Raw genomic sequence first — 12,655 nt, 5'->3', positions numbered from 1 at the left:
CGGTTAAAATCGCAGGCTCAAGTCACCGGGATTTCAACGCAAAAAGGCCCCGCCAAAGCGGGGCCTTTTATCCGTTATCTACGCGCCTAGCGGCCCAGCGACCACCAGCCGCGACGCTTGGGCTTGTCATCCGCCTCGGTCTCGGCAGCTTCGGCTACCGGTTCCGGCGCAACATCCGCTGTCGGCTCGGCCGCGGTCACTTCGACCGCTTCGGCAGGGTCTTCTGCGGTTTCTTCGGCGGTGGTTTCTTCCGGCTGGACAGAGGTTTCAGTGATCGGGGTTCCGACCACGGCCGCGATCACGTCGGACGCCTTGCGGCGGGTCCGGGCGCGCTTGGGCTTGTCCTCGGTCTCTTCGGTCACATCGGCGGGGGCTGCTTCCGGTTCGGGCGTGGCCACTTCGGGCGCCTTGACCTCGGACGTGACAACCTCTGCCGGGGCAGCCTCGGCCACCGGTTCCTCGGCGGCGGGCGCTTCGGCGGCTTCGCCGGTCACAGCGACCTCGGGCGTTGCGGCCTCAGCCACCTCTGCCTCGGGCTTTGCAGCCTCGGCTTCGGCAGTTTCTGCCACAGCCTCTGTCTCGGTCGACTTGCTGCGCGAGCGGCGCGACCGCGAGCGGCTGCGCTTGGGCTTCGGCGCTTCCTCGGCCTCTGCCTCTGCGGCGTCAGCTTCGGTAGGCTCTGCCGGTTTTACCGCATCGTCCTGATCCTTCGCCGGGGCGGCATCGGCCTCGTTATCCGCTCCATCGCCGGTTTCGTCACCGGACTCGACACCATTGGACTCGCTGCCCTCCTTCGACTTGGACTTGCGGCGGCGACGGCGGCGGCGCTTCTTAGGCTTGCCTTCCTCGCCACTGTCATCCGAAGTTCCCGGGGTCGCGACCTCGGCAACCTGAACCTCTTCTTCCTCAACCTCGGTTTCGGTCTCGGCGTCCTCGTCCACCTGATCCATCAACGATGTGTCGACAGAAACCACCGGTGCGGTCGCCTCGGGCACGACCCGGGTCGCGGTTTTGAACTTCTCCATCGAGAAGTCAGGCGCAACAAGATGCGGGTCGCCTTCGATGCGGACGGACATGCCATAGCGCGCCTCGATCATGGCCACGTGTTCGCGCTTTTGGTTCATCAGGTAGTTGGCAATGCCGATGGGGCATTTCACCAGCACCTCGCGCGACCGGCGGCGCACACCTTCTTCCTCGATCTGGCGCAGGATCTGCAGTGCCATGTTGTCGTCCGAACGGATCAGGCCGGTGCCGTGGCAGGCCGCGCAGGGCTGGGTCGTTGCCTCGATCATGCCGGGGCGCAGACGCTGGCGCGACATTTCCAACAGGCCAAAGCCCGAGATCCGGCCAACCTGAATACGCGCCCTGTCGGTTTTCAGCTTGTCCTTCAGCTTCTTCTCGACGGCGGCGTTGTTCTTGCGCTCATCCATGTCGATGAAGTCGATGACGATCAGCCCGGCAAGGTCGCGCAGACGCAACTGGCGCGCCACTTCTTCGGCGGCTTCAAGGTTGGTCTTTAGCGCGGTCTCCTCGATCGAGCCTTCCTTGGTGGCACGGCCCGAGTTCACGTCAATGGCAACCAGCGCCTCGGTCACGCCGATTACAATGTAACCGCCGGATTTGAGCTGAACCGTCGGGTTGAACATCCCGCCAAGATAGCTTTCCACCTGATAGCGCGCGAACAGCGGCATCGGATCGGTGTAATGCTTCACGTTTTTGGCGTGGGACGGCATGATCATCTTCATGAAGTCCTTGGCCACACGGTAGCCACGGTCGCCTTCGACCAGAACTTCGTCGATCTCACGGCTGTACAGATCGCGGATCGACCGTTTGATCAGGTCGCCTTCTTCGTAGATCTTGGCCGGCGCGATGGATTTCAGGGTCAGTTCGCGGATCTGCTCCCACAGGCGCTGAAGGTATTCATAGTCGCGCTTGATCTCGGTCTTGGTGCGCTTGGCACCCGCGGTGCGGATGATCAGCCCCGCGCCCTTGGGGACGTCGATGGACTGCGCAATTTCCTTGAGCTTGGACCGGTCGGTCGCATTGGTGATCTTGCGGCTGATGCCACCGCCACGCGCGGTGTTCGGCATCAGGACACAATAGCGCCCCGCGAGCGACAGATAGGTGGTCAGCGCGGCCCCCTTGTTGCCACGCTCTTCCTTGACCACCTGCACCAGCATGATCTGGCGGACCTTGATGACTTCCTGGATCTTGTAGCGGCGCGGACGCGGCTTGCGGGCCGGGCGGATGTCTTCCTCGGTGTCGTCGTCTGCGACGGATTCAATCGAGGCGTCACGCGCGGCGGCGTCTTCCTTGCCGTCGTCTTCATCCTCGTCCTCGGCGTCCTCGGCATCGTCTTCCGCTTCGGCGGTGTCGGCCTCCTCCTCGGGGGCTTCCTCAGCCTCGACCGTGTCGGTCACTTCGGCTGCGGCAGGTTCCGCAACGGGCGTTTCGACAACTTCGGCAGCCGCCTCTTCGACGACCTCGACCGCCTCAGGTTCGGTGGCTTCCGGTGTTGCGGCTTCCGGTGTCGCAGTTTCCGCGATCTCGGCTTCCGGGTCTTCGGTCTTGGCCTCATCGACCTGTTCCGGAGCCTCAGGCTCCGCCGCATCTGCGGAGGCCGGTTCCTGCGTCACAACCTCGGCTTCGTCCTTGGTGCCTTCGGCAATGGGACGCGGCGGGATGGTGTCGCCGTCGTCTTCGTCCGAAGGGGCCTCGGCTTCGGGGCTTTCGGCCGCTTGACCTGCATCTTCGGACTGCGGTTCGGCGCTGGCCATGGGTTCCAGCGGCGACAGGCCTTCGGGAGCCGGAGCCTCTTGTGTCGCGGCAATGCTGTCCTCTGCCGGGGCTTCCTCGGCCACAGGCTTTGTCGGGGCGACTTCGACCGGTGCGGGCTCTTCGGCGGGCACGGCATCGGGGGCCGGCACCTCGGCCGGGGCGGCTTCGACGGTTTCGGCCACCGGTTCCGGCAGTTCGGCGGGCGCCTCTGCGGGCTGCGCCTCGGGCTCAACCGGCTCTTCGACCGGGGTCTCGTGCACGGTTGCCATGGGCGACAGGCCCTCGCCCGGTTCGCCGGACTCGAGGTCATCGCTCAGGTCGATGGTTTCCATGCCGCTGGGAACGCGCGGCTTGGAATCAGGGGTGGTTTCAGGCGACGCCTCGGGCGCGGCCTCTGCCTGCACCGGCTGTTCTGCCTTCTCGGTCTTGTCCGAGGATTTCGACGAACGTTTGCGCGACCGCGACCGCGATTTCTTGGGTTTCTCTTCCTCTTCAGCGGCGGCGCGCGCAGCGGCCTCTTCTTCCTCCATCAGCGCCTGACGGTCTGCGACGGGGATCTGGTAGTAATCCGGGTGAATTTCCGAAAAAGCCAGGAAACCGTGGCGGTTGCCGCCGTAATCGACAAAAGCCGCCTGAAGCGAGGGTTCGACCCGCGTGACCTTGGCTAGATAGATGTTTCCGGCGAGCTGCCGCTTGTTTTCAGACTCAAAGTCGAATTCTTCAACCTTGTTTCCGTCCACCACCACGACGCGGGTCTCTTCCGCGTGGGTGGCGTCGATGAGCATTTTCTTTGCCATATTATCCGTTTGCACACCCAAAGCTCCGCCGGGCCCGGTGGACCCGCAGAGGTTGAGGCATGTCTTGTCTGGGCGAGATGGTGCGCGATGGCATGGCGGGAAACCGGTGTCCCTGCCTCATGCCTCATGTCTGTCGCGCGCTTCATCGCGGTTCTTCTCCGACGCGCATCTCCGGCAGTTGGCCGGGACGGCGCCCATTCGTTGCGCCCGTCGCTTTTGGCGGTCCGGGCAGGGACTTTGGCCTTTCGGCCCGATCGGTCTGGCCGGGTCCAGTGTGTCAGGGTCCACGGTCAGCGAAACTTTCGGCGCGGCACAATCTGCTCGCAGCCTGACCGCTAACATAAGACCAGCCACAAGGGAATGACAATAGCCCAATGCGACAGCACGCCGCCGGAACCGGCTTTCAGGCCTTTTCGAGGGCTGTTCGCAGGGTACGGGCAAGCTCTTCGGGCTTGCAGGGCTTTTGAACGAACAGGAAATCGGGGCCTTTGCCGTCACTTTCGGGGCGCAAGGCATATCCCGACATCAGAACAACAGGTTTGCGCGGGAACCGGTCAACCACACGTTCGGCAAGCTCCTGGCCGGAAACACCTCCGGGCATGAACACATCCGACAAGAGTACGTCGAACTCCAACCCGTTCTCGATCAGGTCCCATGCCTTGCGACCGGTGGGAGCGGTCAGAACCTCATAGCCCAGCCCGGCCAGCACGCCCTGCATGACCTCCATCAGGTCCGGTTCATCCTCGACCAGCAACACGCGTTCCGCGCTGCCGCGCAGGGTGGCCCCCTTGGACGCCGAAGGTTCCGGTGCGTTTTCGGACAGGCCGCGCGGCAAGGTCAGACGCACTGTGGTCCCCTGCCCCGGGATCGAATAGATGCGCAGGTCGCCGTTGGACTGCTGCACGAAACCGTAAACCATGGCGAGCCCAAGCCCGGTGCCGCCCCGCGCCCGGCGCGTTGTAAAGAACGGATCCACCGCACGGCGGCGCACTTCGTCGGACATACCTTTGCCATCGTCGCTGATGGCGATTTCAACGCGGCGTTGGTGCGCCGGGACACGGGCATCCTTGCCGCTGCCCTCTTGCCCGTTGGCAAAGCCGATTTCATCGCCGTTGACCCCGCGTGCGGTGACGGTAATCGACCCTTCCTCGCCCTTTTCGCGGATTGCATCGCGGGCATTCAGGACCAGGTTCAACAGGGCGTTTTCCAGTTGCCCCGGATCCGCATGCACCATCAGGTCCGGGTCATCACAATCAAGTCGCAGCGTGACTTCGCCGCTGAGTGCAGGACGGGCCAACACCTCGATGTCCTTGAAGACCTCGCGCACGGGCCGGGATTGTTCCCGCCCCGGTTGACGTCGCGCAAAGGACAACAAGCGATCCGTCAGGCTCTGCCCGCTCCAGATGGCGGATTTCGACCGTTCCAGCAGGCCCGAAGCCGTGTCCGAGATCTCTTCTTGCTGGGCCAGTTCGATCGAAAACAGAAGAGTAGCCAGCAAGTTATTGAAATCATGCGCAATCCCGCCAGACAACTGACCCAGAGCATCCAAACGGCTATCGCGTTCGATCACCTGCCTGTTCCGCTCTTCCAGCGTCACGTCCTGTATGAACAGCAAGGCCGTGAGGCGGGCATTGGGCAAATCCACGCGCGCGCTGCCGATCTTGACGTAACGGTCCGGTTCCTGCCCTACGTTGATCCGCAGGCGACGCACCTGTTCTTCGGTCCCGTCGGGCGAAAGCGCGATTTCCACCGGGTCGATGTCATGCGGCGTATCCCCTTCGCTTTCGTCGCGCGGGCGCAATTCCGCATGGGCCGGCCAGCGAAAGGGGACCTCTTGTTGGCCAAGACGCAACAACCTGCGCGCGGTGGGGTTGATCAGGACGATTTCGCCGCTCTGATCGAACCCGATCAAGCCACCGGTCAACGAGGCAAAGACCGCGTCAAGCTGCGCCTGCCGGTCCACGGTGGACCGGAACTCGCGCCGGGCGGCGAATGCGAACCAGATCACCAGCGCCAGAGGGAACAACAAGGCCAGCGCGGTCATCAGGACATAGTCCCGTTGCAGCGCGTCGACTCGGCTGTTCAGCGTTTGGGTCGCCACTCTCAGCGCCTCTTGCAGGGCGTCGACCGCCGGGCCGTCGTCATAGCGCACCGACTCGTCGACTTCGACGACGGACAAACCGTCCGCATGGCCCTGCCGGACCTGTTCGATCCGCGCACCGTAATCACGCGCCGAGGCGCGGACCGGATCAAGCGTCAGCCGCAGGCCGTGTTCGGCCGTCAGCGTCTCCATCCGGTCAAGGATATCAAGCGCCCGCAGCGACTCACGCTCGGCTTCGTCGCAATAATCAGGTTCCGCCGCGCCACGCAGCACGCAGTTCTTGAAATCATGGATCATCCCGTCGAATCCGATAGTCGACATCAGGTCCTGCGACAGGATCGACAGACGCAATTCCGTGTTCCGCAGGCGGGAGGAATCCGTGAAACCTTTGTAGAAACCGGCGCTGGACACCAAAATGGTCAAGACCGCTGCGGCGGTGCCCAGTGTCAGTAGCTTGCTCGACTTCGGCCTGTACGGCATTCGAGGGGTCACCAAAAACGAACGTCGGAAAAATCCATTGCCAACATTCGACACCTGCGCGGGGCTCAGGTCAAGGCGCGTGAACCCTCATTTCTAAATTACTCCATGGCGCGCAAGCGTTTGATCAACGACGAGGTATCCCAGCGTCCGCCGCCCATTTTCTGCACATCCTTGTAGAACTGGTCCACAAGGGCAGTCACCGGCAAGGACGCCCCGTTTTCGTTGGCGGTGCGCAGGCAGATGTCCAGATCCTTGCGCATCCAGTCCACGGCGAACCCGTGTTCGAACTCATCCGCGATCATGGTCTTGTAGCGGTTCACCATCTGCCACGATCCCGCTGCGCCGCCGCCGATCACATCAACCACGGTGGCACCGTCCAGACCGGCCTTTTCGGCGAAATGCAGCCCTTCGGAGAGGCCTTGCACCAGCCCGGCAATACAGATCTGGTTGACCATCTTGCACAATTGGCCCGCGCCGCTTTCGCCCAACCGTTTGCAAAGCTTGGCATAGGCCTGCATCACCGGTTCGGCCGCGTCATAGCGGGCCTGCTCGCCGCCGCACATGATCACAAGCTGGCCGTTTTCCGCGCCGGCCTGTCCGCCCGATACCGGCGCATCGACAAAGCCAAGGCCCCGCTCGGTGGCCACGGCGGACAATTCCAGCGTCACCTGCTGCGATACCGTCGTGTGATCGACAAAGGTTGCGCCTTTGGACATGCCGGCAAAGGCACCATCCTCTCCAAGGCAGACACCACGCAGATCGTCGTCATTCCCCACGCAGGCCATGACGAAATCGGCCCCCTGAGCCGCCTCGCGCGGCGTGGCCGCGGCAAAACCGCCATGTTCGGCGACCCACTTCTCGGCCTTGGCGGCGGTGCGGTTAAAAACCGTGACCTCGTGCCCGGCCTTGGCCATGTGGCCTGCCATCGGATAGCCCATCACGCCCAGACCCAGAAATGCAACTTTCGCCATGTCTTTCTCCTCCGTCGGTCCAGCCCGCCTGCCCTTGGCAAGCCCGGGCTGGCAAGTTAATCCCGGTGCGATCTGACCTAACCCAAATGGACGGAGAGCGAAATGGCGGTTGTGTTCCGATGGCTGTTGCGGCTGGCCAGCCTGTCCGTCGCCCTGATCGTCATCGGGGTCTTGCTGGTTTACTACCTCGGGTCGCGGTCCTTGCCCGACTACGAAAAGACGCTGGCGGTTGCGGGAATCACCGCCGACATTGAAATCGTCCGCGACAACTCGGCTGTGCCGCATATCATGGCACTGTCCGATCGCGATGCCTTCTTTGGTCTGGGCTATGTCCACGCGCAGGACCGGCTGTGGCAACTGATGATGCTGCGGCGCACGGCACAGGGCCGCCTGTCGGAACTTTTCGGTCGCCGGACCCTGCGCACGGATACGTTGTTGCGACGGCTGGACATTTATTCCGCCGCCAAGGCATCGGTCGAACATCAGGACGCACGCACGCTGGACGCGCTCGAGGCCTATGCCGCCGGGATCAACGCCCGCATCGCCGAGATCAACAGCCAGAGCCTTGGGCGCGGCGCGCCAGAATTCTTTCTCTTCGACGCCGAGATCGCGCCTTGGCAACCGGCGGATTCGATTGCGATCATCAAGCTGATGGCGCTGCAACTCTCCGGTCAGATCGGCGAAGAAGTGCTGAGGGCGCGCACCTCGCTGCTGCTGGGCGATGAAAAGCGCCTGTCGGACATCCTTCCGGACATGCCCGGGAATGGCATTGCCGCCCTGCCCCGCGTCGCGGCGTTGCCTGCGGGCGCAGGCACCCGGCAGGCTGGCCTGTCCCCTGAGGGCGGCGATGATTTCTGGCCGGTACCGCGCCGCGGTTTTGCCGGGGCCTCGAATGTCTGGGCCGCCGCGCCAGAGCGCTCGGCCTCGGGCGGGACGCTTCTGGCCAATGACCCGCACCTTGGCTTTACCGCTCCGTCGGTCTGGTATCTGGCCCGGCTGCAACTGGGGACTGGCGGCGTCATTGGCGCCTCGATCCCCGGCATTCCCACGCTGATGGTGGGGCGTTCGGAACATATCGCATGGGGCATCACATCCTCCTATCTTGATGATCAGGATCTGTACTTCGAGGAATTGAACCCCGACGCGCGCGGCGAATACCGCACACCGGACGGTTTCAAGGCTTTTGAACAGCGGCAGTCGATCATCCGCATCAAGGACGAAGCCCCCGTCACGCTGACCTTGCTATGGACCGACAACGGCCCGATCCTGCCCGCCTCGCAGTTCGATCTGGACAAAATCACTCCGCCGGGGCACCTCGTTTCGCTGGCCTGGACCGCGCTCAGCCACGAGGACACCTCGGCTTCGGCCGCCATCGGTCTGATGATGTCGCGCTCTGTCGAGGAAGCGATGGAGTCTTCGCGGCTTTACGTTGCGCCGTCCCAGAACCTGACGGTGATCGATCGCGATACCGTCGCGCTCAAGCTGGTGGGCGCAATGCCCCGCCGCGACCCCGCGAACGAAGGGCTGGGCCGCGTCCCGTCGCGCGGATGGATCAAAACCAACCGCTGGCAGGGTGTCTATCCCTTCTCTGCCAACCCCGAGTTCCTTGCCCCTGAAGGCGGCATCGTCGGCAATACCAACAACAAGCTGATCGACCGCCCCTTTCCCGAGCACGTCAGCTTTGACTGGGGTGACAGCCAGCGGATCCAGCGGTGGCAAAACATGATGCAGGGCCGCAAGGTCCACACCCGCGACAGTTTCATCGAGGCACAGCTGGACACGGTTTCGCCTGCCGCGCGGACCCTTTTGCCGCTGATCGGGCGGGACCTGTGGTTCACTTCGCAGGCCGCGCCCGAAGGTACGCCGGAACGCCGCCGCCAGCGCGCGCTGGATCTGCTGGCCGACTGGAACGGCGAGATGAACGAACATCTGCCCGAACCGCTGCTGTACGCTGCCTGGTTGCGGGCGCTTCAGTCGCGGCTGATCCGCGACGATCTTGGCCCACTTGCCGAAGAGTTCACGCAGGTGGAACCGCTGTTCATCGAACGGGTGTTTCGCGATGTGAACGGTGCCAGCGCATGGTGCGACGTGATCCGTTCCGCTGCTGTAGAAAGCTGCACCGATATTGCGCGGATGGCGCTGGACGATGCGCTGATCTGGATCGAAGAACATTCCGGCTCGGCGTTGGAGGCGCTGCGTTGGGGCGATGAACACACCGCAACACACAAGCATCCTGTTCTGGGTGATATTCCGATCCTGCGCTATTTCGTGAACATCCGGCAGACCACCTCGGGCGGGGATCATACCCTGCAACGTGGACTGACCAAGGGCGAAGGCCCCGATCCTTTTGCCAATGTTCATGGCGCAGGCTATCGCGGCGTTTATGATTTTGCCGATCCGGACAGCTCTGTCTTTGTTTCGGCCACCGGTCAGTCGGGCCACCCGCTGTCGCGCCATTACGACGATCTGGGTCAGCTTTGGCGGCGCGGCGAATATATCCCCATGTCGCTGGACGTGGGACTTGCGCGGGCGGCCTCGGTCGGAATTACACGGTTGATCAAACCGTGAGCGAACCCCGGGCCGAGGCCGCGCTGCGCGCGCTCTGGCCCGGCTGGGCGGGCAGTTTCGTGCCGCTGCGGCAAGGTCCGGATACCTGGGTCTATCGTCTGTCCGGCGGTCCCGTCCCTGCCGTGGTCAAGGTCTGGGCCGAAGGCGATGAAGAAAAATCGGAACGTCAGGCCCTAAGGCAGGCCGAGGTCGCCGCCAGACTGGCAGGTCCGTTCCGTGCCTCTGGCGTTTTATGGTTCGAGGCGGGCGTGATGGTCATGGAGGACGTCTGTGGCCCGGATTTTCGCCGACGGATGGAAACCGACACGGCAGAGGAGGTTCTGCGCGATGCGGGCCACTGGTTGGCAGCGTTTCACGGACTGACCCTGCGACGGCGCACGTTCTGGCCCAAGGGGCAGGTCAACTGGCTGTCCCGCATTTCGGCCGAAGTGAATGGCGGCACCCGCACACCGCCCCGGCCTGCGGGATTCGTCAAGGCTGCGCAAACCGTTGCCTCCATGCGGGCCAAGGTGCGCGGCCTGCCCGCCACCCGCGCCGTGACACATCGCGACCTGACCCTGTCGAACCTCGTGCATGGCCCCGGGAACAACACTTGGGGCATCGACTTTGAGAACGCCAAGGAAGACGAGCCCCTGCGCGATGTCTTTTCGCTGGCGCTGGATGCGCTCTGCGAAACCGGGAAGACCGCCCCGCTTGCTGCCCTGCGCCAAGGGTATGGGGATGAGGTGACCGCACCGGCGGTCCGGCTTTTCCTGCAACGCTGCTTTGCGCTGGGTGTCTGGGCCAACACGCCGCCGGACCCGACCGCGCATCAGGCACAGCGCTGGACCTGCGCCCGGCAAATTCTGGACAGTTCCGATCCGCTGATCTGAGCCGCCCGTCCGGGGCTATGTGGCTGTGTCGTAGACCACCAGATCAAACCCCTCGTCCGCAGTGGGCTGCACGAAATGGCTGGAGAACTGGTAAAACTGTTCTTCGGTCACGGAAAACGGATGCGTGCCTGCCGCATTTCGCGCCCGCAGCCGCATCAGGCATGTTTCGTCCGAGGGAACAAGAACATGCATCTGATGCGCCGCCTCTGTGCCCTCCAGCAGACCCTTCATCCAGCGGCGCTGCTCGACCGTGTTCGCCGCAAAATCCAGCACGACCGAAAGACCCGCATTCAAAAGTTCACGCACATGTGGCCCGATGGCGCTGCGCAGCTTGGCCGTACAGTGCAGATAGTCCCTTGGCGTCGCCAATTCTTCGGCAAACAGTTTGTGCAGCCAATCGTCCTCGACGATCAGTACCACCCGGTCCGCCGTGGCCAGGCGCGCGGCAAGCGTCGACTTCCCCGCAGCAATCTTGCCGCACACCATGTGCAGCGTCGGCGTCGGTTCCCCCATCATGCGTCCTTTTGGCTAAGTACCGGCCCTTGGAAACGGTGGCACGCCGCGCTGTCAGCCCATGGACTCGAACTGGGCACGATCACGTGCCGACCACAGAACCCGCAGGTGAAACCCGTCCTCGTCCTGCCGTTCGTCCTCGACCAGCCCCTTTTCAAAGAGCCACGCCCGGCGACGCCCGTCCGAAAAGGTCAGCACAAGGTTTTCCTGCACCCGTTCGGCCGACAGGGCCTCGGTCACGGCTTCGAGAAAGGTATCCAAACCTTCGCCAGTCAACGCCGAGACAACAAAAACCGAAGGATCACGCGCCGCACGGGCGCGCACGGCATCCAGATCGTCCGGCTCAAGCTGATCCAGCTTGTTCCACAGTTCGATCTGGGCGATTTCCTCACCTACGCCCAGGCTTTCAAGGATGCCACGCACGTCTTCGGCCTGTTCCTCGCTCTCGGGGTGCGAGATGTCGCGCACATGTACGACCACATCGGCGGCCAGCACCTCTTCGAGCGTGGCGCGAAAGGCGGCGACCAGTTCCGTCGGCAGATCGCTGATGAATCCCACCGTGTCCGACAGGATCACATCCGCGCCCGTGGGCAGGCGCACCGCCCGCATGGTCGGGTCCAGCGTGGCAAAAAGCATGTCTTTTGCCATGACCTCGGCCCCGGTCAGCCGGTTGAACAGCGTCGATTTGCCCGCGTTGGTGTAGCCCACCAAGGCAACGATCGGGTACGGCACCTTGGCGCGTGCCTTGCGGTGCAGCTCGCGCGTCTTGACCACTTTGTCCAACTGCCGGCGCAGACGCACCAGCTGTTCGTCGATGGCGCGGCGGTCGGCCTCGATCTGGGTTTCGCCGGGACCGCCGACAAACCCCAATCCGCCCCGCTGGCGTTCAAGGTGGGTCCAGGCGCGCACCAGCCGGGTACGCTGGTACGACAGATGCGCCATCTCGACCTGCAAGACACCTTCGCGTGTCGCGGCGCGGTCGGAAAAGATTTCGAGGATCAGACCGGTCCGATCCAGCAGTTTGACCTTCCATTCGCGTTCAAGGTTGCGCTGCTGGACTGGCGTCACCGGCCCGTCGATCAGGACAAGCTCGATCTCTTCGTCATGAAGCCGGTTGCGCAATTCCTCGATCTTGCCAGACCCGAACAGCGCACCGGGATGCGGGCGCGGCAAAGGCACAACTTCGGCGCCAGCGACCTCAAGCCCCGGCAGCGCACGCGCAAGCGAGACAGCCTCGTCCAAGGCCATCCGCGCATCACGCCGGTCCTGATCGCTTTTGATGTCGGGATGCAGGACCCAGGCGCGGGTCACAGGCGTAGCGTGTTCCTTCACGCGTCCCCTTCGCCGTCATACAGATTGATCGGCTGGCTGGGCATAATGGTCGAAATTGCGTGCTTGTAGACAAGCTGCGACTGGCCGTCACGGCGCAGAAGAACGCAGAAATTGTCGAACCAGGTGATGACGCCCTGCAACTTGACCCCGTTGATCAGGAATACGGTAACCGGGACCTTGGTTTTGCGGACGTGGTTCAGAAATGCGTCCTGCAGGTTCTGTCTATCAGAAGCCATTGAATTG

8 protein-coding genes are annotated in these 12,655 nt (G+C 63.4%); 2 read left to right on the top strand and 6 right to left on the bottom strand.

Going from position 1 to position 12,655, the window contains the following annotated elements:
• Positions 1-86: 86 nt before the first annotated feature.
• The 3 genes from KJP30_RS01300 to KJP30_RS01290 all read right to left on the bottom strand — a co-directional run bounded on the left by KJP30_RS01300 (position 87) and on the right by KJP30_RS01290 (position 7,127).
• Positions 87-3,575, bottom strand: coding sequence for an Rne/Rng family ribonuclease (locus KJP30_RS01300; RefSeq protein ID WP_218447158.1), 3,489 nt, complete (start codon positions 3,573-3,575; stop codon positions 87-89).
• Between the two features lie 403 nt (positions 3,576-3,978).
• Entirely contained in the window at positions 3,979-6,099 is a 2,121-nt protein-coding gene (locus KJP30_RS01295) for an ATP-binding protein (RefSeq protein WP_218447156.1), read from the bottom strand.
• 155 nt (positions 6,100-6,254) lie between these two features.
• Complete coding sequence (locus KJP30_RS01290; protein ID WP_218447155.1) at positions 6,255-7,127, bottom strand: NAD(P)-dependent oxidoreductase; 873 nt, start codon at positions 7,125-7,127, stop codon at positions 6,255-6,257.
• Between the two features lie 102 nt (positions 7,128-7,229).
• Between KJP30_RS01290 and KJP30_RS01285 the strand changes: the two genes are divergently transcribed.
• Both KJP30_RS01285 and KJP30_RS01280 read left to right on the top strand, forming a co-directional pair.
• Positions 7,230-9,695 (top strand): penicillin acylase family protein, encoded by a 2,466-nt coding sequence (locus tag KJP30_RS01285; RefSeq protein WP_218447154.1) that lies wholly within the window; start codon positions 7,230-7,232, stop codon positions 9,693-9,695.
• Positions 9,692-10,567: an aminoglycoside phosphotransferase family protein gene (locus KJP30_RS01280; protein WP_218447153.1), complete on the top strand. Its 876-nt coding sequence runs from the start codon at positions 9,692-9,694 to the stop codon at positions 10,565-10,567. The genes KJP30_RS01285 and KJP30_RS01280 overlap by 4 nt, the downstream gene beginning before the upstream one ends.
• Before the next feature lie 15 nt (positions 10,568-10,582).
• Here the strand turns inward: KJP30_RS01280 and KJP30_RS01275 are convergent, their stop codons facing one another.
• Genes KJP30_RS01275 through hfq form a run of 3 tightly spaced genes read right to left on the bottom strand, consistent with a single transcriptional unit; the run spans position 10,583 to position 12,648 of the window.
• The gene (locus KJP30_RS01275) at positions 10,583-11,083 is read right to left on the bottom strand and encodes a P-loop nucleotide/nucleoside kinase family protein (RefSeq protein ID WP_343222729.1); all 501 of its coding nucleotides are present in this window, start codon (positions 11,081-11,083) and stop codon (positions 10,583-10,585) included.
• A 51-nt stretch (positions 11,084-11,134) separates the two neighbouring features.
• Complete coding sequence (hflX, locus tag KJP30_RS01270) at positions 11,135-12,412, bottom strand: GTPase HflX (protein WP_425515692.1); 1,278 nt, start codon at positions 12,410-12,412, stop codon at positions 11,135-11,137.
• Positions 12,409-12,648: an RNA chaperone Hfq gene (hfq, locus tag KJP30_RS01265; protein WP_023849333.1), complete on the bottom strand. Its 240-nt coding sequence runs from the start codon at positions 12,646-12,648 to the stop codon at positions 12,409-12,411. The genes hflX and hfq overlap by 4 nt, the downstream gene beginning before the upstream one ends.
• Between the last annotated feature and the right edge of the window lie 7 nt (positions 12,649-12,655).

Source organism: Antarctobacter sediminis (assembly GCF_019218285.1).
Lineage (GTDB): Bacteria > Pseudomonadota > Alphaproteobacteria > Rhodobacterales > Rhodobacteraceae > Antarctobacter > Antarctobacter sediminis.
Note: the sequence above shows the minus strand (reverse complement) of the source record. Positions and strands in the feature narration are given on the sequence as shown.

Coding starts and splice junctions, on each gene's coding strand:
- KJP30_RS01300 (WP_218447158.1), bottom strand. CDS start 3,575: ATGGCAAAGAAAATGCTCATCGACGCCACCCACGCGGAAGAGACCCGC.
- KJP30_RS01290 (WP_218447155.1), bottom strand. CDS start 7,127: ATGGCGAAAGTTGCATTTCTGGGTCTGGGCGTGATGGGCTATCCGATG.
- KJP30_RS01285 (WP_218447154.1), top strand. CDS start 7,230: ATGGCGGTTGTGTTCCGATGGCTGTTGCGGCTGGCCAGCCTGTCCGTC.
- KJP30_RS01275 (WP_343222729.1), bottom strand. CDS start 11,083: ATGATGGGGGAACCGACGCCGACGCTGCACATGGTGTGCGGCAAGATT.
- hfq (WP_023849333.1), bottom strand. CDS start 12,648: ATGGCTTCTGATAGACAGAACCTGCAGGACGCATTTCTGAACCACGTC.